Source organism: Dietzia sp. IN118 (genome assembly GCF_032905965.1).
Taxonomy (GTDB): domain Bacteria; phylum Actinomycetota; class Actinomycetes; order Mycobacteriales; family Mycobacteriaceae; genus Dietzia; species Dietzia kunjamensis.
The window spans coordinates 2,737,621-2,756,651 of sequence record NZ_JAUMSR010000001.1; the positions used below are offsets into that span (position 1 = coordinate 2,737,621).

At 71.7% G+C, this 19,031-nt stretch carries 21 protein-coding genes; 8 read left to right on the top strand and 13 right to left on the bottom strand.

The genetic code is table 11. From position 1 onward, the window contains the following. Positions 1-10: 10 nt before the first annotated feature. The 6 genes from Q2K20_RS13125 to ehuB form a co-directional block, all read right to left on the bottom strand. Complete coding sequence (locus Q2K20_RS13125; RefSeq protein WP_069388851.1) at positions 11-679, bottom strand: GntR family transcriptional regulator; 669 nt, start codon at positions 677-679, stop codon at positions 11-13. Beyond that, positions 676-2,151 carry an amidase gene (locus Q2K20_RS13130; RefSeq protein WP_119192633.1) on the bottom strand — a complete coding sequence of 492 codons (1,476 nt, stop codon included), beginning with the start codon at positions 2,149-2,151 and terminating at the stop codon, positions 676-678. Before Q2K20_RS13130 ends, Q2K20_RS13125 begins: the two co-directional genes overlap by 4 nt. Before the next feature lie 86 nt (positions 2,152-2,237). Further along, entirely contained in the window at positions 2,238-2,999 is a 762-nt protein-coding gene (ehuA, locus tag Q2K20_RS13135; protein WP_069388850.1) for an ectoine/hydroxyectoine ABC transporter ATP-binding protein EhuA, read from the bottom strand. A gap of 49 nt (positions 3,000-3,048) precedes the next feature. Beyond that, complete coding sequence (gene ehuD, locus Q2K20_RS13140; protein ID WP_069388849.1) at positions 3,049-3,693, bottom strand: ectoine/hydroxyectoine ABC transporter permease subunit EhuD; 645 nt, start codon at positions 3,691-3,693, stop codon at positions 3,049-3,051. Next, a complete protein-coding gene (gene ehuC, locus Q2K20_RS13145) occupies positions 3,690-4,421 on the bottom strand; it encodes an ectoine/hydroxyectoine ABC transporter permease subunit EhuC (protein WP_067711660.1) in 732 nt (243 codons plus the stop codon). Before ehuC ends, ehuD begins: the two co-directional genes overlap by 4 nt. A 29-nt stretch (positions 4,422-4,450) precedes the next feature. Further along, positions 4,451-5,302, bottom strand: coding sequence for an ectoine/hydroxyectoine ABC transporter substrate-binding protein EhuB (gene ehuB, locus Q2K20_RS13150; RefSeq protein ID WP_205475706.1), 852 nt, complete (start codon positions 5,300-5,302; stop codon positions 4,451-4,453). A 229-nt stretch (positions 5,303-5,531) separates the two neighbouring features. On the opposite strand from ehuB, the gene otsB reads away from it, so the two are divergent. The 5 genes from otsB (at position 5,532) to Q2K20_RS13175 (ending at position 10,254) form a co-directional block, all read left to right on the top strand. Then, positions 5,532-6,290 (top strand): trehalose-phosphatase, encoded by a 759-nt coding sequence (gene otsB / locus Q2K20_RS13155; RefSeq protein ID WP_132062723.1) that lies wholly within the window; start codon positions 5,532-5,534, stop codon positions 6,288-6,290. A gap of 83 nt (positions 6,291-6,373) precedes the next feature. Further along, positions 6,374-7,444 (top strand): metal ABC transporter solute-binding protein, Zn/Mn family, encoded by a 1,071-nt coding sequence (locus Q2K20_RS13160; RefSeq protein WP_268099268.1) that lies wholly within the window; start codon positions 6,374-6,376, stop codon positions 7,442-7,444. Continuing rightward, positions 7,434-8,336 (top strand): metal ABC transporter ATP-binding protein, encoded by a 903-nt coding sequence (locus Q2K20_RS13165; protein ID WP_096906093.1) that lies wholly within the window; start codon positions 7,434-7,436, stop codon positions 8,334-8,336. Before Q2K20_RS13160 ends, Q2K20_RS13165 begins: the two co-directional genes overlap by 11 nt. Then, a complete protein-coding gene (locus Q2K20_RS13170; protein ID WP_069389483.1) occupies positions 8,336-9,184 on the top strand; it encodes a metal ABC transporter permease in 849 nt (282 codons plus the stop codon). The genes Q2K20_RS13165 and Q2K20_RS13170 overlap by 1 nt, the downstream gene beginning before the upstream one ends. Further along, positions 9,181-10,254, top strand: a complete 1,074-nt coding sequence (locus Q2K20_RS13175) for a phosphotransferase (RefSeq protein WP_269501647.1) — start codon at positions 9,181-9,183, stop codon at positions 10,252-10,254. Before Q2K20_RS13170 ends, Q2K20_RS13175 begins: the two co-directional genes overlap by 4 nt. A gap of 291 nt (positions 10,255-10,545) precedes the next feature. On the opposite strand, the gene rlmB is transcribed toward Q2K20_RS13175, so the two are convergent. Genes rlmB through Q2K20_RS13200 form a run of 5 tightly spaced genes read right to left on the bottom strand, consistent with a single transcriptional unit; the run spans position 10,546 to position 14,762 of the window. After that, entirely contained in the window at positions 10,546-11,514 is a 969-nt protein-coding gene (gene rlmB / locus Q2K20_RS13180; RefSeq protein ID WP_069390413.1) for a 23S rRNA (guanosine(2251)-2'-O)-methyltransferase RlmB, read from the bottom strand. A gap of 1 nt (position 11,515) precedes the next feature. Continuing rightward, the gene (cysS, locus tag Q2K20_RS13185) at positions 11,516-12,952 is read right to left on the bottom strand and encodes a cysteine--tRNA ligase (protein WP_069390412.1); all 1,437 of its coding nucleotides are present in this window, start codon (positions 12,950-12,952) and stop codon (positions 11,516-11,518) included. Positions 12,953-12,980: 28 nt separating this feature from the next. Further along, a complete protein-coding gene (gene ispF, locus Q2K20_RS13190; protein WP_069390411.1) occupies positions 12,981-13,463 on the bottom strand; it encodes a 2-C-methyl-D-erythritol 2,4-cyclodiphosphate synthase in 483 nt (160 codons plus the stop codon). Continuing rightward, positions 13,460-14,254, bottom strand: coding sequence for a 2-C-methyl-D-erythritol 4-phosphate cytidylyltransferase (ispD, locus tag Q2K20_RS13195; RefSeq protein ID WP_253696078.1), 795 nt, complete (start codon positions 14,252-14,254; stop codon positions 13,460-13,462). Before ispD ends, ispF begins: the two co-directional genes overlap by 4 nt. 13 nt (positions 14,255-14,267) lie before the next feature. After that, complete coding sequence (locus tag Q2K20_RS13200) at positions 14,268-14,762, bottom strand: CarD family transcriptional regulator (RefSeq protein WP_067711635.1); 495 nt, start codon at positions 14,760-14,762, stop codon at positions 14,268-14,270. A 197-nt stretch (positions 14,763-14,959) separates the two neighbouring features. Between Q2K20_RS13200 and Q2K20_RS13205 the strand changes: the two genes are divergently transcribed. Both Q2K20_RS13205 and disA read left to right on the top strand, forming a co-directional pair. Beyond that, a complete protein-coding gene (locus Q2K20_RS13205; protein WP_067711632.1) occupies positions 14,960-15,532 on the top strand; it encodes a hypothetical protein in 573 nt (190 codons plus the stop codon). A gap of 52 nt (positions 15,533-15,584) precedes the next feature. After that, positions 15,585-16,643, top strand: coding sequence for a DNA integrity scanning diadenylate cyclase DisA (gene disA / locus Q2K20_RS13210; RefSeq protein ID WP_069390410.1), 1,059 nt, complete (start codon positions 15,585-15,587; stop codon positions 16,641-16,643). 49 nt (positions 16,644-16,692) lie between these two features. On the opposite strand, the gene Q2K20_RS13215 is transcribed toward disA, so the two are convergent. Further along, complete coding sequence (locus Q2K20_RS13215; RefSeq protein ID WP_067711627.1) at positions 16,693-17,352, bottom strand: hypothetical protein; 660 nt, start codon at positions 17,350-17,352, stop codon at positions 16,693-16,695. Positions 17,353-17,451: 99 nt separating this feature from the next. Then, positions 17,452-18,105: a carbonic anhydrase gene (locus Q2K20_RS13220; protein ID WP_069390409.1), complete on the bottom strand. Its 654-nt coding sequence runs from the start codon at positions 18,103-18,105 to the stop codon at positions 17,452-17,454. A 38-nt stretch (positions 18,106-18,143) separates the two neighbouring features. On the opposite strand from Q2K20_RS13220, the gene Q2K20_RS13225 reads away from it, so the two are divergent. After that, entirely contained in the window at positions 18,144-19,013 is an 870-nt protein-coding gene (locus Q2K20_RS13225; protein WP_132062731.1) for an A/G-specific adenine glycosylase, read from the top strand. Positions 19,014-19,031: the final 18 nt, after the last annotated feature.

Here is a 19,031-nt window from a genome sequence, read left to right on the forward strand (position 1 = left end):
GTCCCCCGAGCTACGCGCCCTCGCTGACCCTGGCCAGCCCGTCCCGCATGTGGTCGACGAGCAACGTCCGGGCCCGGAGTCGGTCGCCCGAGCGCACCGCGTCCGCGATCGCGCGGTGCTCCGTGAGCCTGGACGCGGCGTCGGTATAGGTGCTGCGCATCGCGTGGAGGCACATACTCGTCTCCACCACCACGGTCTCGTGCACCCGCGACAACCGCGGGCTCCGCGCGGCCTCCACCAGCGCGTGGTGGAAGTCCAGATCCGCCGCCACCATGGCCGCAGACCGGGGTTCGTCGGCCAGCGCCGCCATGGCGTCGACGGCCGCGTCGAGGGCGTCGGCAGTGGCCTCCCCCAGACCCAGATCGAGCACCCGCTCCAGAGCACCGGTCTCGATGGTCGTCCGCAGCAGGTACATGTCCTCGACGGCGTCGGGCGTCAGGTCGGCGACGAACAGTCCGCGATTGCGGTGCGAGACGAGCAACCCCTCCTGGGTGAGCCGCTGCATCGCCTCGCGCAGCGGGCCGCGACTCACGCCGAGCGAGCGTGCGAGAGCGGCCTCGCCCAGTTGTGTCCCGGGGGCCAGCGAGCCGTCCGCGATGCCCCTCCGCAGAGCGCGCGCGATGAGGGACGGCGTCGACTCCTGGACGACGGGTTCCAGTCCCGCGGTCGAGTCGATCACGGCCGACCGTCCCCCGGCCGCTCCGCCGCGTGGACCCGCGGGGTGGGCACGACCTGACCGAGCGCGGCTTCGAGTGCGGCACCGACCCGGACCACCAGTCGGTCCTCGAACCGCGCACCCACCACCTGCAGCCCCACCGGGAGGCCCGCGTCGGTCGTCCCGCAGGGGACGCTCAGCGCCGGCTGCTGGGTCATGTTGAACGGATAGGTGTACGGCGTCCACGACGTCCAGTCGGGACTGTGCCAGCCCGGCGGCACGTCCGATCCCGCCGCGAAGGCGGCGATCGGCGTGGTGGGCGTGATGAGGATGTCGTGGGCTTGGTGGAAGTCGGCCATCCGCGCGCCCAGGGCCATCCGCACCGCGACGGCGTCGAGATAGTCGGCGGCGGAGTAGTCGTGGTACCGCCCCAGCGCCTCGCGCATCGACGGGTCGACGTGGTCGACGGCGCCCGGTCCGTGGGGCGCGAGGACCGCGGCGAGTCCGGCGAACCACAGGACGTGGAACGCGTCGACCGGGTCGGTGATCCCGGGGTCGACCGTCTCGACCCGCGCTCCCAGCGATTCCAGTACGGCGACCGCGCGTCCGACCTCCCGCTCGACCTCCGGGTCGGTGGTGCCGAAACCGAGGTCGGGACTGTACGCGACGCGCAGTCCCTCAAGTGGGCGGTCCCCGCGTGAGCCGTCGACGGCCGCAGCGAGGTACCCGCCCGGACCGGGGGTCGTCGCGCGCGCCGGCACCGCCGACCAGTCGCGGGGGTCCGGACGCAGCAGGGTGTCCATGAACGCCGCCGTGTCGGCGACCGTGCGGGTCATCGGCCCGGCGTGCGCGAGCGTGCCGAACGGGCTGGACGGGAACATAGGGATCACGCCGTAGGTGGGCTTGAGCGCCACGATCCCGCAGAACGCGGCGGGGATGCGCACCGACCCGCCACCGTCGGTGCCCAGCGCGAGCTGGCCGAGCCCGGCGGCGACCGCGGCCGCCGCCCCGCCGCTGGATCCGCCCGGGGTGAGGCCCGGGTCGTGCGGATTACGGGTGATCCCGGTGAGCGTGTTGTCCGTGACCCCCTTCCACGCGAACTCCGGGGTGGTGGTCTTGCCGATCACCACGCACCCGGCCTCACCGACCGCCGATGTGACGGGGGCGTCGTCGGGCCACGAGGCGGGATCGGACGCACCGGGCTTGTCGGCCAGGAGGCGGGAACCCCGGAGCGTCGGGACGCCGCGGGTGTAGAAGATGTCCTTGATCGTGGTGGGGACGCCGTCGAGCGGGCTCAGCGGTTCACCACGGTGGTACCGCTCCTCGGACGACCGCGCGGCCGTCAGCGTCGCGTCACGATCGACGTGACAGAAGGCGTTGATCTCGCCGTCGACCCGATCGATCGCGGTGAGCACCTCCTCGGCGGCATCGACCGGGGAGAGTTCGCCCCGGCGGTAGCCGTCGGCCAGTTCGAGGGCCGTGTGCGACAGGGTCATCGGCGCGCCTTCCATGGAACCGTCTGATTGTCGACAATCCTACAGGCGGCCGGGTCACGGTCAAGCGTCACGCCACACGGGGCGGGTCACCGTTCGAGGACGGCCTTGAGGAACGTGCGTGTCCGGTCCTGCTTGGGATCGGTGAAGATGGCCTCGGGGGTGCCCTCCTCCACGATCTTGCCCTGATCGAACACCAGCACGCGGTCGGCCACGTCGCGGGCGAACCCCATCTCGTGGGTCACGATGAGCATCGTGATGTCGGTGGACTCGGCGATCATCCGCAGCACCCCGAGCACGTCGGCGACAAGCTCGGGATCGAGAGCCGAGGTGACCTCGTCGAGGAGCAGGATATCGGGATCCATCGCCAGCGCCCGGGCGATGGCGACCCGCTGCTGCTGCCCGCCCGACAGCGTGGTCGGGTGGGCGTTCTCCTTGTCCGCGAGACCGACCGTGTCGAGGAGCTCACGTGCCCGCTCCACCGCCTCCCCCTTGGACCGCCCCAGGACGTGGATCTGCGCCTCGGTGATGTTCTCGAGCACCGTCATGTTGGGGAACAGGTTGAACTGCTGGAACACCATCCCGATCTTCGAGCGGACGGCGCGCAGGTGCTTCTGGGAGGCCTTGACCAGCGTGTCGCCCTTGAACTGGTGGGTCAGGGGTTCGCCCTCCACCCAGATCACGCCGTCGTTCGCCTCCTCGAGGGTCATCAGCAGGCGCAGGATCGTCGTCTTGCCCGACCCGCTGGGGCCGATCAGCGCGACCCGCTCGCCCCGCCGCACGGTGAAGTCGAGGTGGTCCAGGACCACGTGGTCGCCGAACTGCTTGACCACCTTCTCGAACACCACCATCGGCGACTCGCCGCCTGTCGGCGTGCTCGGCCGCGTCGGCGTGCTGGGGTCAGTAGACAAGGGACTTCTCCAGTCTCCGGATGAGGATCGAGGTCGGGTAGCTCGCGAGCAGGAAGATCACCCCGGCGAGGGTGATGGGCTCGAGGTACTGGAAGTTGCGGGCGCCGTACTGCTGCGCGGCGGTCACCATCTCCACCACCGTGATCGCGAACAGGAACGGGGTGTCCTTGAACAGGGAGATCGCGTAGTTGCCGAGCGCCGGGACCGTGTTGCGGATCGCCTGGGGCAGGACGACGGCACGCCAGGTGCGCCCCGCGGGGAGTGACAGTGCCCGGGCGGCCTCCCACTGCCCGGTCGGGACCGCGTCGATGCCCGCGCGGTACACCTCCGCCATATAGGTCGCGTAGTGCACGCCGATCACGGCGATGCCGATCTGCAGCGCGGTGAACTGCGGGAGCAGGAAGTACGCGAACAACAGTTGGACGACGAGCGGGGTCAGGCGGATGAACTCGGTGACCAGGCGCAGGGGCACGGTGATCACGGCGGGCGCGGCGCGACGCACCATCGCGACGACCAGTCCCAGCACCGCGGCGATGAGGAAGCCGACGACGGTGGCCAGCAGGGTGATCCGGAACCCCTCCAGCAGGATCGGGATGCTCTCGATGGCGCGTTCCCAGCTCCAATCGACGCTCATCGGCCCACCCCCACTGCCTCGTTGACCCGTTCGGGTCGCAGGCTGAGCACCTCACGGAGCGACGGCCCCGCCCCCAGTCGGGACTTCGCCCGGACCTCGAGGAGATTCATGAACAGGGTGAGGACGTACGCGATGACGAAGTAGAGGATCAGCCCAACGCCGAAGGCGAACACCGTATCGCCGGTCACCCGGCGCAGCTCCCCGATGTGGAAGGTCAGGTCCTGCAGCAGGATGAAGCTGGCCAGGGCACTCCCCTTGAGGAGCTGGACCAGGAGGTTGTTCAGCGGCGGGATCATCTGCACCCACGCCTGCGGGAAGACGACCTTGGACATGCGATGCCAGGGCGAGAAGTTGAGGGCGACCGCGGCCTCCTTCTGCGGGGTCGGGACGGCGGCCAGCGAACCACGGACCACCTCGGCGGCGTACGCGCCGTAGTTGAGTCCCAGCGCCAGGATTCCGCAGAAGAGCGGATCGAGTTCGTAGCCGAGCAGCGGCAGCACGAAGAACAGCCAGAACAGCTGCACCAGCAACGAGGTGCCCCGGAAGAACTCGACGATCGTCCTCGACACCCCGCGGATCACCATGAGGCGGGACCCGGCCGCCACGCCGAGGACCAGCGCCATGGCGAAGCCCAGCGCCGCACCGCCCAGTGTCAGATAGATGGTGGTGACGATGCCTTCCTGGAAGCGGGGCCACGCCTCCAGGAAGGCCTCGATGTTACTTTCCACGGTCGTTCGTCACCGGACTCCGTGCACCGTCACTCGCCGGCGCAGAGGTCGGCGGTCGTCAGCGCGGGGTCGGGGAGCTCCCCCTCGGTGAACCCGAACTCACCCACGATGGAGAGGTACTTCTCCGGATCGGAGGTGATCTTGGCCAGTTCCTCGTTGTAGGCGTCGAGGAGCTCCTGGTCGTCGGTGCGGAACACGGTACCGCCCGCGCCGACCTGCGGCTCGCCGTTGATCTCCGCGACGAACGACTCGGTCACCTCGACGGGGGCGTCGGGGTTGTTGTTCTTCATCCAGTTCAGCGAGATGCCGGTCAGGGCGAAGACGTCGGCGCGCCCGGAGGTGACGGCGTCCATCCCGTCCTGGGGGGTGGCGACCTGCATGCTGTCGATACCCAGCTCGGAGGCGTAGTCGGACTCGATCGCGCCCGTCATCGTCGCGAGCCGCGCACCGCTCTCGGCGACGGACTGCATGTCCGTGAGGTTCATCGGGTTGCCCTCCTCGACCATGAGGGCGGTGGTGTAGTTGAACTCGGGCTCGCTGAACGCGGCCTGCTCGCAGCGCTCCGGGAGGATCGACATGCCCGCGCTCACCACATCGAAGCGGTTGGCCTGGAGACCGGGGATGAGGGCACCGAAGTCCGCGTTCACGCCCTCGACGGTGTCGATGCCCAGATTCCCGAAGATCTCGCGGTGGAGGGCGACCGTGGCGCCGGTGAGCTCGCCGTTCTCCTGGAACGAGTAGGGCGCCTCGCCGGCGAAGCCGACCGTCACGCTGCCGCGGTCCTGCAGGGTCTCCAGCAGACTCGAGTCGTCGTCGGAATTCGTCGAGGTACAGCCCGTGAGCCCCAGGCCGATCACCGCGGCGGCGGCGATCACGCTCATCGGACGACGGCGTACGGATGTCCTAAGCACTGATGGTGCCATGGTCTTCTCACCTTCCGGTCGCGGTCGGACACTGGGCGCACCCGGTGCCCGATCCTCTGCGCTCACCGGTACGTCCTTCCGACGCCCGACTTCAGCCTTTGAGTCTCCTTAACGTAACACGCGTCACATGGCGTGCCGGGCGCTTTCGCGGTGCCCGGGTCCGGGCGGCGCGCCTATCCTGACGTCCATGACCACCGCCGAGACCCTGGACGAGGCGCTGCGCCGCGCCGCCGACGCCCCCACCCTCGTGGTGGCGTGCGACTACGACGGCACGCTCGCCCCGTTCGTCGACGACCCCACAAAGGCCGTGCCCGCCCCCGGTGCCGCGGACGCCCTGGCGAGACTGGCGGGGCTGCCCCGGACCACCGTCGCCCTGCTGTCCGGCCGTAACCGCGCGGCGCTGGCGGAGGTGAGCGGCGCCGACGCCCCGGTGGTCCTGGTGGGCAGCCACGGGTCGGAGTGGGAGGGTGGTTTCGACTCCCCCCTCGACGACGACGAGGTGGCGCTGCTGTCCCGGGTGCGGTCCGCCCTCGAGGAGATCGTCTCCCGCACCCCCGGGGCGCACGTCGAGACCAAGCCGACGGCCGCCGTCCTGCACGTCCGCCCGGTGGCCGATCCCGCGGAGCGGGACCGCGCGCAGGCCGAGGCGATGGCCGGGCCGGCCGCACTCGACGGGGTGTTCGTCACCGAGGGCAAGAACGTCGTGGAGATCGCCGTGCGGGAGGCGAGCAAGGGCGCGGCCATCGAGACGATGGTCGAGCAAACCGGAGCGGAGGTGGCGCTGTTCATCGGCGACGACGTCACCGATGAGCGCGGCTTCGCGCGCCTGCGACCGCAGGACGTCGGCGTCAAGGTCGGCGAGGGCGAGACGGCGGCCGCGCACCGCGTCGCGGACATCCCCGCCGTCGTGGAGCTGCTCGACACTCTCGCCGATCTGCGGGGCTGACACCCCCGGATGTACACGCTCGCCGCGTCGCGGATCTACACTTAACGACAACGGTTCCCATTACTACGAGAGTGGTCCACGCGATGTCGTCCTCCTCACCCGCCCGCACCTCCCCCGCCCGCACGCCCCGCGCGCTGGCCCTCGCCGCGGCCGCCCTCCTGGGCGGGGGCGTGCTCACCGCCTGCGGCACCGACGGCGACGCCGGCACGGGCGACGACGGGCCGACCGTCGTCGCCTCGACGACCGTCTACGCGGACATCGCCGAGCAGGTCGCCGGCGACAACGCCTCGGTGGAGTCGGTGATCTCCGACCCGGCCGCCGACCCGCACTCCTACGAGGCCAGCCCTGCCGATGCCGCCGCGGTCGCGGGCGCCGACCTGGTCGTCTACAACGGCGCCGGTTACGACGCGTTCGTGGACATGGCGCTGGACAACGCCGGGGATGTGCCCGTCGTGCGGGGGGTCGACGAGTTCGAGCGGGTCACCGGTGCCTCCGTGGCCGAGGACGATCACGGTGACGAGGGCCACGGCGAGGACGGCCACGACGAGGACGCTCACGCCGACGAGGGGCCCGCCGGCGACCACAGCGGGCACGCACACGAGGACGGTGCCAACGAGCACGTGTGGTTCAGCCTGCCCACCGCCGCCGCCGTGGCCGAGCGGGTGGCCGAGGAACTCGCCGCGATCGACTCCGGCAACGCCGAGCAGTACCGCGACAACGCCCGCGCCTTCGCCGACGCCCTGACCCCGCTCGAGGCGCGGCTCGACGAGATCCACGACCGCGGCCACTTCCCCTACGCCCAGACCGAGCGGGTCGGCGCGCACCTGTTCGAGGCCGCGCACCTGACCGACCTGACGCCGCGCGGGTTCCTCGCCTCCGTCGAGGACGACACCGACCCGTCCGCCGCCGACCTCGCCGCCATGCTCGACCTGCTGGCCGAGCGACGGGTCGCGTTCCTGGCCTTCAACACCCAGACCGAGACCTCCGTGACCGCCCGCGTCCGCGACGCGGCCGAGGACGCCGACCTCGTCGTCGTCGACCTCACCGAGACCCTCCCCGAGGGCGCCGACTACATCGGCTGGATGACGGGGATCGTCGACGACCTCTCCGGCGCACTGGCCGACGCGACCCCGGTGGGCGACGGTGGCCACTGAACCCGGGTCGGGCCACGCCCGCGGCGCCCCCGGCCCCGGACCGGTCGTCGCGCTGCAGGGCGTGACGGTCTCCCGCGGCGGCCGCACCCTCATCCGCGACCTCGACCTGGAGATCGCCCCCGGCGAGTTCGTGGCCGTCCTCGGACCCAACGGCGCCGGCAAGACCACCCTGCTCAAGGTGCTGCTCGGCGAACACCGGCCCGACTCCGGCACCGTCCTCGTCGACGGTCGCGCCCCCGGCGACCGCGGCACCCACCTCGGCTACGTACCGCAACAGCGCGCCTTCGACCCCGGCATCACCCTGCGCGGACGCGACCTCGTGTCCCTCGGGATCGACGGCACCCGCTGGGGCCCCGGTTGGCCGTCACGGCGCGCCGGAAAGCGGCGCATCGTCGACGACGCCCTCACCAGGCTCGCGGCCGGAAAGCTCGCCGACAAGCCACTCGGCCGGATGTCCGGCGGCGAGCAACAACGCGTGCGGGTCGCCCAGGCCATCGCGTGCGACCCGTGCGTCATGCTCTGTGACGAACCGCTGCTCAGCCTCGACCTCACCGGTCAACGCACCGTCGCCTCCGTACTCGACCACCGACGCCGCGAGCACGACACCGCGGTCGTGTTCGTCACCCACGAGATCAACCCGGTGCTGCCGATGGTCGACCGGATCGTCTACCTGGTCGACGGCCGGCACCGCATCGGCACCCCGGACGAGGTCTTCACCACCGAGGTCATGTCCGAGCTGTACTCCTCCCCCGTCGAGGTCCTGCGCGTGCGCGGACAGATCATCGTGGTGGGCGACACCCAGCACCTCGTCGCAGAACCCTGGTCGAGCGGGCACCACCACCACGATGACGACGCCGCAGGCGGCCACGACCACGGACATGGAGCGCACTGATGGACCGACTGCTCGAGATCCTCGGGTCCATCGCCGACACCGAGACCACCGCGTACCTGCTGGAGCAGGACTTCGTGCTCTACGGCCTTGCCGCGATCGCACTGCTCGGCCTGCTCTCCGGTGCGATCGGGCCGTTCATCGTGATGCGGCAGATGTCGTTCTCCGTGCACGGCGCCAGCGAGCTCGCCCTCACCGGCGCAGCCGCCGCGCTGCTGTTCGGGCTCAACCTGGGGCTGGGCGCCGTCCTGGGGTCGGTGATCGCTGCACTGATGTTCGGTCTGATGGGCTCCCGGGCGTCCCAGCGCGACAGTTCGATCGGCGTGGTCATGGCGTTCGGACTCGGCCTGGCCGTGTTGTTCATCCATCTCTACCCCGGCCGCTCGGGGACGAGCTTCTCCCTGCTCACCGGGCAGATCGTGGGAGTGTCCGAGCACGGGCTGGTGCAGATGGCGGTGGTCGCGGCCATCATCGTGGGCGCGCTGATCGTGCTGTACCGGCCACTGGTGTTCTCGTCGGCCGACCCCGAGGTCGCCGAGGCGCGGGGCGTCCCGGTGCGGGCCATCAACATGGTCTTCGCCGTGCTCGTGGGGCTGGCCGCCGCGCAGGCCGTGCAGGTCGTCGGCGCACTGTTGGTCCTGTCCCTGCTCATCACGCCCGCCGCCGCCGCAGCCGCCGTCACCTCCAGCCCGTTGCGGGCGATCGGGCTGACGATCCTGTTCGCCGAGATCGCGGCCGTCGGGGGGATGCTGCTCTCCCTCGCGCCGGGCGTGCCGGTCTCGGTGTTCGTCACCACCATCTCGTTCGTCATCTACCTGGCGTGCCGCGGTCTCGCGGCGGTGCGGCGATGACCGGGGGTGCCGGGGGTGCCGGGGGTGCCGGGGCGGACGGTGCTGGGCCGGACGGTGCTGCCGGAGGGCACGACGATGCCGCCGAACTCGAGGCCATCCGGGCCACCTACCCCACCCTGACCTGGGACTCCGCCGAGCGGATCGACGAGGGCTGGGACCACGTCGTGATGATCTGCCGCGGGTGCTCCGGGGCGGATGCGCACGGCCACCGCGAACTGGTGTTCCGGTTCCCCGCCGACGACCAGGCCCTCGCGCAGCTGCCGACCGAGATCGCGGTCCTCGATCACCTGGCGGGACGCGTCGACGCCGCCCTCCCCCACTACTCTCACGTACCCGCGCACGGCCGCTTCGCCGGGTACCCGCTGGTGCGCGGGCAGCGCCTCACCCCGGAGCTGTTCGACAGCCTGCCCGCCACCGAGAGAACGACACTCGCCGCCCAACTCGGCGCGCTGCTGGCCGCGCTGCACATCCAGGACACCTCGGCGCCCCCGATCGACCGGGTGCCCCACTCCTACCAGCCGGAGAACCTGGACTTCGTCCGCGGGATCGTGCACAACAACCTGCCGGCGGTGTTCACCGACGCCGAGATGGCCACGGCCAGGGAGATCTGCGACGAGGTCGGGGCGCTGCAGTCCACCCTCCTACCGCGGGTGCTGCTGCACAACGACGTCTACGTCCGACACCTGTACTGGGACCGCGGTCAGGCGGCCGGGCAAGCGGCCGGCGGGCTCGGCAGGGCCGGTGGGGTCAGTGGGCCCGGCAGGCTCGGCGGACCCGGCAGGCTCGGCGGACCCGGCAGGCTCGGCCTCATCGACTTCACCGACATGTGCCTGGGCGACCCGGCCGTCGACTTCGCCGAGCTGTACGAATACGGCCCGCGCTTCGTCGAGGACGTGCTGGCCCACTACACCGGGCGGGCCGACGAGACCTTCCTCGACCGGGCGTGGACCTACCAGCGGTTCGCCGCGCTCTACATGATCGCCGGCCACCTGTACTACGGGGTGGAGTCCTGGGAGCACGCCCGGTCGGCGTTCGACCGGTGCCGCTCCCCGCGCCGGCCGCGGGCCTGACACCCTCCGCGGGACGGTCCCTGCGCCCGACCTGCGCCCGCATCTACAGCCGCTCCCGCGCCTGGCGTCTCGCTCACGCGCCTGCTCGGCCAGCCCACAGCCGCTCGTCGGCATGGCGTCTCGCGCGCGCATCGGGGCAGGCCAGACGCCATGCCGGCGAGCGAACGTTCAGGCGCGTGTGCGAGACGCCAGGCGCGGTAGCGGATGCCGCGGACCAGCGCGCTGGCGGGCCGGGCGGACCAGCGGACCAGCGGGCCAGCGGTCCGGGCGGGCCTGACCCGCCTCGGCGGGTCAGCGCTTGACGCGCCGCTGCCGCGCGAACTCCGAGAGCACCACGCCCGCCGCCACCGAGGCGTTGAGGCTCTCGACCTCGGACGCGATCGGGATGGACAGGATCGAGTCGCAGTTCTCGCGGACGAGGCGGGACAGGCCCTTGCCCTCGGAGCCCACGACGATGACCGTGGGGCCGGTGCCGTCGTAGTCGTCCAGCGAGACGTCGCCCCCGGCGTCCAGGCCGACGAGCTGCGCGCCCTGCTTGGCCCAGTCGAGCAGCGTCCGGTTGAGGTTGGTCGCCTTGGCCACGGGTAGGCGGGCCGCGGCGCCGGCCGAGGTGCGCCAGGCCACCGCGGTGATGGACGCGCTGCGCCGCTCGGGGATCAGCACGCCGTGCCCACCGAAGGCCGCGACCGAGCGGATGACGGCGCCGAGGTTGCGCGTGTCGGTGATGTTGTCCAGTGCCACCAGCAGGGCCGGCTTCGAGGAGTGCATGGCGCTCTGGATGAGGTCGTCCGGGTCGGCGTACTCGTAGGGTGGTACCTGGAGACCGATCCCCTGGTGCATGCCATTGGAGGTCATCCGGTCGAGATCGTGGCGGGGCACCTCGAGGATCGAGATCCCCTTGTCGGCGGCGAACCGCACGGCCTCGGTGAGCCGCTCGTCGTTGTCGGCCCCCACCGCCACGAACAACGCCGTCGCCGGGACTCCGGCGCGCAGGCACTCCACGACCGGGTTGCGGCCCACCACGAGTTCGGGCCCGTCGGCCTTCTTCTGGGCGTACTGGCGGCGCTGCTGGGCACCGTCCGACTTGCGCGACGCGGCCTTGGCCTTGCGGTGCGCCGGGTGGTAGGTCCGGTCCTCGGCCTTGGGGGTGGCGCCGCGCGCCTCGAGCCCGCGACGGCGCTGGCCGCCGGAGCCGACGACCTGTCCCTTCTTGGTGCCGGATTTGCGGATCGCTCCGCGCCGGCTCGAATTGCCCGCCATGTCAGTCCTTCCGGTTGGCGAGCGACCACTTCTGGCCGTCCGCGGTGTCGGCCACCTCGATACCCGCCGCGACCAGTCGGTCACGGATGGCGTCGGCGGTGGCGAAGTCCTTGTTCGCCCGCGCGTCGGCGCGGGCCTCGAGTTCTGCGCGCACAAGGAGATCGAGTGCTGTCAACGCCGCGTCCTCCCCACCCCCGGCGGAGGTCCACTGCGGGTCCAGCGGGTCGACGCCCAGCACCGCGGCCATCGCCCGGACGGACGACGCCGCCGCGAGCGCCGCGTCGAGATCCCCCGACGACAACGCGGTGTTGCCGGCGCGGACCCGGCCGTGGATCTCCGCCAGCGCGGCGGGGACCCCGAGATCGTCGTCCATCGCGGCGGCGAACGCGTCGGTCCACTCGCCGACCGGGACGTCGCCCCCCGGTGCCGTTCCCGACCCGATGGCCTCGTTCACCCGGTGCACGAGCGCCTCGATCCGGCGATAGGCCGCGGCCGCCTCCTGCAGTGCCTCGGGAGAGTATTCCAGCATCGACCGGTAATGCGCACTTCCGAGGTAATAGCGCAGTTCCACGGGGCGGACGGCGGTGAGGATGTTGGGCACGCTGAGCACGTTGCCCAGTGACTTGCTCATCTTCTCGCCGGCCATCGTCACCCAGCCGTTGTGCAGCCAGAAGCGGGCGAACCCGTCGCCGGCGGCGTGGGACTGGGCCGCCTCGTTCTCGTGGTGCGGGAACTGCAGGTCCAGCCCACCGCCGTGGATGTCGAAGGTGTGACCGAGGTACCAGGTGGCCATGGCCGAGCACTCGAGGTGCCACCCGGGCCTGCCGTCGCCCCACGGGGTGGGCCAGGCGGGCTCGCCGGGCTTGGCGGCCTTCCACAGGGCGAAGTCCCGCGTGTCGCGCTTACCGCGCAGGTCGGCGGACTCGCCCTGGTCGACCTCGTCGAGTCGGTGTCCGGACAGGTGCCCGTAGTCGCCCTCGGGCGCGGCCGACCAGGCGGCGACGTCGAAGTAGACGCTGCCCTCGGCCGGATACGCGAAACCCCGCTCGATGAGCCTCTCCATGTAGTCGATCATCTGGGTCACGTGCCCGGTCGCGCGTGGCTCGGTGGACGGCGGCAGCACGCCGAGCGCGTCGTAGGCGCGGGTGAACTCGCGCTCGTGGGTGGCCGCCCATTCCCACCACGGGCGCCCGTTCTCGGCGGCCTTGGTGAGGATCTTGTCGTCGATGTCGGTGACGTTGCGCACGAACGCCACGTCGTAGCCGCATCCGAGGAGCCAGCGGCGCAGGATGTCGAACGCGACGCCGGAGCGGACGTGGCCGATGTGCGGGACCGACTGGGGGGTGGCTCCACAGAGGTAGACGGACGCGTGCCCTTCCCGGACGGGGGTGAACTCCCTCAGGGAGCGGGCGGCGGTGTCGTACAGATGGAGCGTCACGGGTGCCGAGTCTACCGGTGTCGGGCCGTCAGGCCCGGTACACCAGTGCCGTGGCCACGGCGGAGACCCCCTCACCGCGGCCGGTGAAGCCCATGCCGTCGGTGGTGGTGGCGGAGACGGAGACCGGGGCGCCGATGATCTCGGACAATCGCTGCTCGGCCTCGGTACGGCGCGGCCCCATCTTGGGCCGGTTGCCCACCATCTGCACGGCGGCGTTGCCGATCACCCACCCGTGCTCGTCCAGCTCGGCCACCGCTTCCCGCAGCAGGCGCTCGCCCGAGACGTCGTCGTACTCGGGTCGTCCGGTGCCCACCAGCGCGCCGAGGTCGCCGAGGCCCGCCGCCGAGAGCAGGGCGTCGACCAGGGAGTGGGCGACCACGTCCCCGTCGGAGTGCCCCTCGCACCCGTTGTCCTCGGGGAAGTGCAGACACGCCATCATGCAGCGCTTTCCGGGCTCCACGCGGTGGGCGTCGGTGCCGATCCCCACGCGGGGGATGACGGGTCCGGTCACGGGTCCTCCTGGATTCGGCCCGCGGGGACGGGGGGCGCCGAGCCGGGACGGGATCCGGCGAGTTCCGTCAGCGCGCGGGCATGGTCGGTGGCGGTGGTGATCTTGAACGCGAGCGCGTCTCCCTCGACGGTCGCGACCCGTTGCCCGATCCGTTCGACCAGGCCGGCGTCGTCGGTGGCGATGTCCCCGGCCGCGTCATAGGCGGCGAGCAGGACGTCGGGGGCGAACCCCTGGGGTGTCTGGACGGCGCGCAGCCCGGAACGGTCGGGGGTGCCCACGACGTAGCCGTCGTCGTCGACCTGTTTGACGGTGTCGACGACCGGGAGCACCGGAACCACGGCGACCTCGCCGGAGCGCACGGCCTCGACGACGCGCCGCGTCGGTGCGGCAGGGGTGAGGCACCGCGCCGCGTCGTGCACCAGCAGGACGTCGTACACCGCCGCGCCGGCATCACCGTGGGTGGCGGTCAGCGCCGCGAGCCCGTTGCGCACGGAGTCGGTGCGCTCCGCGCCGCCGGTGGCGACGACGACGAGGTGGTCATCGTTCCGGAGTCGGGCGAGCATCGACTCGGCTTCCCGGACGCGGTCCGACGGGACCACCACCACCACATCGTCGACGGCCCCCGAGTCCAGCAGGCCGGCGACGGCCCGCTCCAGCATCGTCCGGCCGTGGAGTTCGACGAAGGCCTTGGGCAGTCCCGCGCCGAGCCGGAGCCCGGAACCGGCCGCGGGAACGACGGCGGCCACCCTGCCCGTGGGGGCGGGGTGGCCGTCCGGACCGTGTCCGATCACTCCGACGGTCGCGTCACGCCGGTGCGGCGGAGCCGAGGACCTCACCGAGGAGGGCGTCAGCGCGTTCCTCGTCCGAGCGCTCGGCGAGCGCGAGCTCGCCGACGAGCACCTGGCGCGCCTTGGCGAGCATGCGCTTCTCGCCCGCGGACAGGCCACGATCGAGATCGCGGCGCCAGAGGTCGCGCACGACCTCGGCGACCTTGTTGACGTCACCGGAGGCGAGTTTCTCGCCGTTGGCCTTGTAACGACGCGACCAGTTGGTGGGCTCCTCCGCGTGCTCGGTGCGCAGGACCTCGAAGACCTTGTCCAGGCCCGCCTGGTCCACCACGTCGCGAACGCCCACGTACTCGGCGTTCTCGGCCGGTACCTTCACCGTGAGGTCGCCCTGTGAAACCTTGAGGACGAGGTATTCCTTCTCGGTGCCCTTGACCGTCCGCATCTCGATCGCCTGGATGGTGGCGGCGCCGTGATGCGGGTAGACGACGGTGTCGCCGACCTTGAACTCCATGAGTGGCTTTCCCCTTTCGACCGCCCTATCTTAGCACGCCCTCAGTGCAGGCGTTTTCCGTTTGCGCAGGTCAGCAACGTGTACAGGCTGACGAGGGAATCCCACGGGTGTGAGGGGGCCACTCTGACGCCGGTCTGGACGGGCCGTGGACTACGATGAGACCGGCCTGAGAGACGACCATCCCCGAGGAGCCTGACGTGACTTCACCGAACACCGGCCTGCGCCGCACCGCGCTCGTAGTCCTGGCCGTGGGCGCCGCCCTCGGGGCGTCGGCCTGCAGCGCCGGCCAGGTCTCCCAGACCGCCAACCAGGTCGCTGCGGTCGACGGTGGACGGGGTTCCGCGGGCGACCTGCACGTCAACGACCTGCAGGTGGTCGTCCCCGAGAACGGTGGCGAGGCCCGCGTCGGATTCGTCGCCTCGTTCACCGGCTACGGCCTCGGCGAGGCCGTCTCCCTCGATCAGGTCGAGATCGACGGCACCCCGGTCCAGCTCGGCGAGACCCGGCCGCTGCAGCGTGGCTGCACGATCGTCGTCGACGCGACCGAAGGCGCAGAGCCCGCCCCCGCACCGGAGGGCGTCTGCGTCGAGCAGACCACCGCGACCCTCCCCTCGGCCGACGACCTCGACGTCGGGGTCTCCGTGCCCGCCACCGTGAGCTTCTCCAACGGCGACCGGATCGAGACCGAGGCCGCCGTCGTGGGCGAGCTCGTCGAGGCCGGCGAGTACACCCGTCCGACGGAGTACGCCGGCGAGTCCGAGGAGCACTGACACGTCCGCCCTCTCCGCCCGCTCGGCCGACGGTTCACCGGTCGACCCCGACATGCGGGCCGTCCTGCGGCGACTCGCCCCGGGCACCCCGCTGCGTGACGCACTCGACCGGATCCGCCGTAGCGGCACCGGGGGGCTCGTGGTGCTCGGTGACGATCCCGCCGTCCGGACCATCTGCGACGGCGGCGTCGACCTCGACGTCGAGTTCGCGCCCGCCCGACTGCGGGAACTGAGCAAGATGGACGGCGCCGTGGTGCTGTCCACCGATGGCTCCCGGATCACCCGCGCCAACGTCCACCTGGTCCCCGACCCGTCACTGCCGGCCGTCGAGACGGGCACCCGTCATCGCGCCGCCGAGCGCACGGCGCTGCACACCGGCGTCCCCACGGTGGCCGTGTCGGCGTCGATGACCACGGTGACCGTCTACGCCGGCGGACTGGCCCGGGTGCTGGCCGACCCGGTGGTCCTGCTGGCCCGGGCCGACCAGACGGTCGCCACGATGGAGCGGCACGGCGCCCGCACCGCCCGTGCCCGCGCCCGGCTCGACCGGGCGGAGATGGGCGACTACGCCTCGGTGCGCGACGTCGTGACCATGGCCCAGCGCCTGCTCAGGCTCGAACGCCTGGGCGCCGAACTCGCCGAGCTCACGGTGGAGATGGGCGAATACGGGCGCCAGACAACCCTGCAGCTCGAGGAGCTGCTCTCCGACACCCCCGATGAACTGTGGGGCCTGGTCGCGGACCACCTCCGCGTGGAGGCCGTCGACGGCGATGCACGCCCGATACCGACACCGGAGCAGGTCACCGCCGGGCTCGAGCGACTGGCCGCGTTGACCGACGCCGACCTGCTCCTGCCCGCGCCCGTCGCCCGCTGCCTGGGGCTACCGGCCGAGCCCGAGGACCTGGACGAGCACGTCACCGCCCGCGGACACCGCATGCTCGCGCACATCCCTCGCCTGCGGCCGGTGCAGATCACGGCGCTGGTCGAACGTTTCGGATCGGTGCCCGCACTGCTGGCGGCCGAGCAGTCGGACTTCGCCGACGTCGAGGGCGTCGGCGCGCTGTGGGCCCGCCACGTCCGGCAGCGCCTCACCGGCCTGGGCACCGGCTGACGACCACCGCGGCGCCCCATCGCTCGGCGCGGGCCCGGTCAGGACCCGGTCAGGACTCGGGGGCCTCGACCACGTTGAAGGTGGAGGCCGGGCTGAAGACGTTCCCGACCAGTGCGTACACCTGGTAGGCGCCGACCTCGACTGGCGTCCGGTCCGACTCGGAACACGCGCCCTCGGCGGACCGCCGGCCGGTCCAGTCGATCTGACGCGGCTCCGGCTCATCGGGGCGCAGCTCGACCTGGTCCTCCTCGCGCGGCGTGGTGCAGTCGATGCTCGACCACACCTTGGAGTTGTCGTCGAGCCGGTAGACCTCGAACGACAGCGGCGCCTCCGACAGGTCCCGGTCGCACGTGGTGTCCGAGACGTTGACGATGTTGACGAAGAAGCGCACGTCGGAGCCCACGGGCACGTTGGGCTCGGCCGGCCACACGTCCAGACGGAGATCCTCGTCCGCGCACCGGCCCCGCGAGGCGCCTCCGTCGTCGTCCCGCTCGGTGGTCGCGGAGGTGGACGTCTCCGAGGTCTCGACGGCCCCGGTCGTGCCGTTCTCCCCGCCCGCGGCGGTCTCCTGGGTGTCGGTCCCGCTGTCGCGGGAGGCGAGGAACAGCGCGAGCACCACCACGACCACGGCGATGACGGCGACGACGACCGCGGCGACGCGGCGACGCACATAGACTTCGCGCGGTAGGGGGCCCTGGGGTTCCTGCACGGGTCCAACTCTAGAGCCGCGCGGGTGCCCCACCTGCCCGTCGGCGCGGCGTGTCCCTCAGACCGGGTGGCCGCCGGGCCGCCGGGCCGCCGGAGGGCGTCAGATGGCGACCATCTCCTCACCGGGGCCGTGGGGGACGTCCTCGACCTCGCCCAGGACGCTGCGCAGGTAGGCGCGGCCGTCGGAGAGCTTGTAGGTCACGCCGACGATCGCGAGTTCGCCGTTGTCGATCCGCTCGCTGATGATCTTGGAACGCTGCTCGAGCAGCTCACCCGTCTCGAGCACGTGGCGCGCCTCGAAGTCGTCGATACTGCTGAGCCCCTCGCGACGCCCGTTGAGGATCGACGGCGACACCTTCTCCACCACGTCGCGCAGGAAGCCCGGCGGGATCTCACCGGTCGCGAGCGCGTCCACGGTCGCCTTGACCGCGCCGCAGCTGTCGTGCCCGAGGACCACGATCAGCGGCGTGTCCAGCACGTGGACGGCGTACTCGATCGACCCCAGCACGGCGGTGTCGATGATGTGACCGGCCGTGCGGATGACGAACAGGTCACCGAGCCCCTGATCGAAGATGATCTCGGCCGCCACCCGGGAGTCCGAGCACCCGAACAGGACCGCCTTGGGGTGCTGCGCGGCGACGAGCTGCTCACGTCGCTGGGTATTCTGGCTGGGATGACGCATCTCGCAATCGACGAAGCGGTGGTTGCCGTCGCGGAGCGAGGCCCATGCGCTGATCGGGTTGGTATGAGGCATGGCTCATATTGTGCACCGCCGACCCCGAAAGACGGACGTTGACCTCCCTCGACACACCCGCGCTCCTCTCCTGGTTCGACCGCGTCGGCCGCCCGCTGCCGTGGCGCGGTGACGGGGTCGGCGCATGGGAGATCCTGCTCTGCGAGGTCATGAGCCAGCAGACCCCCGTTGCCCGGGTCGAGCCCGTCTGGCGGGCCTGGCTCGACCGCTGGCCCGGCCCCGCCGAACTCGCCGCCGCCGCCCCGGCCGACGTGATCCGCATGTGGGGCAAACTCGGCTATCCACGCCGCGCGTTGCGGCTCCGCGAGTGCGCCCTCGCCGTCGTCGACCTCCACGACGGCCGGGTCCCCCACGACGTCGACCAGTTGCTCGCGCTGCCGGGCGTCGGCGACTACACCGCGCGCGCGGTCGCCTGCTTCGCCTACGGGCGGCGAGTCCCCGTGGTCGACACCAACGTCCGCCGGGTCGTCGCACGCGCCGTGCGCGGCGTCGCGGAGGCGGGGCCCCCGTCGACGCGACGCGACCTGGCCGCCGTCGAGGCGCTGCTGCCGGACGACCGCGAGCGAGCCGTGGCGTTCTCCGTGGCCGTCATGGAGCTCGGTGCGCTGGTGTGCACGGCCCGGGCCCCCCGCTGCGACGACTGCCCCCTCGCCCCCACCTGCGCGTGGCTGGCCGCGGGCCGACCCGAGTGGGACGGCCCGCGGCGCAAGGTGCAGACGTTCGCCGGCACCGACCGGCAGGTGCGGGGGCTGCTGCTGGACGTCCTGCGCGACGGCGACGGTACCGCCGCCCGCAGCGCCCTGGACGCGGTGTGGCCCGACGCGACCCAGCGCGACCGGGCACTGGACTCGCTGCTCGGCGACGGGCTCGTCGTCCGCGTCGGCGAGCACTACTCACTTCCCGCGTAGGCCCGCCTGGGTAGGCTC

Bases quoted from the DNA above. Each gene is read 5' to 3' on its own strand.
- Q2K20_RS13160 (WP_268099268.1), top strand. From the start codon at position 6,374: ATGTCGTCCTCCTCACCCGCCCGCACCTCCCCCGCCCGCACGCCCCGC.
- ehuA (WP_069388850.1), bottom strand. From the start codon at position 2,999: ATGGTGGTGTTCGAGAAGGTGGTCAAGCAGTTCGGCGACCACGTGGTC.
- ehuB (WP_205475706.1), bottom strand. From the start codon at position 5,302: ATGAGCGTGATCGCCGCCGCCGCGGTGATCGGCCTGGGGCTCACGGGC.
- ehuD (WP_069388849.1), bottom strand. From the start codon at position 3,693: ATGAGCGTCGATTGGAGCTGGGAACGCGCCATCGAGAGCATCCCGATC.
- disA (WP_069390410.1), top strand. From the start codon at position 15,585: ATGCGGGCCGTCCTGCGGCGACTCGCCCCGGGCACCCCGCTGCGTGAC.
- Q2K20_RS13175 (WP_269501647.1), top strand. From the start codon at position 9,181: ATGACCGGGGGTGCCGGGGGTGCCGGGGGTGCCGGGGCGGACGGTGCT.
- rlmB (WP_069390413.1), bottom strand. From the start codon at position 11,514: ATGGCGGGCAATTCGAGCCGGCGCGGAGCGATCCGCAAATCCGGCACC.
- Q2K20_RS13170 (WP_069389483.1), top strand. From the start codon at position 8,336: ATGGACCGACTGCTCGAGATCCTCGGGTCCATCGCCGACACCGAGACC.
- Q2K20_RS13220 (WP_069390409.1), bottom strand. From the start codon at position 18,105: ATGCCTCATACCAACCCGATCAGCGCATGGGCCTCGCTCCGCGACGGC.
- Q2K20_RS13130 (WP_119192633.1), bottom strand. From the start codon at position 2,151: ATGACCCTGTCGCACACGGCCCTCGAACTGGCCGACGGCTACCGCCGG.
- otsB (WP_132062723.1), top strand. From the start codon at position 5,532: ATGACCACCGCCGAGACCCTGGACGAGGCGCTGCGCCGCGCCGCCGAC.
- Q2K20_RS13200 (WP_067711635.1), bottom strand. From the start codon at position 14,762: ATGGAGTTCAAGGTCGGCGACACCGTCGTCTACCCGCATCACGGCGCC.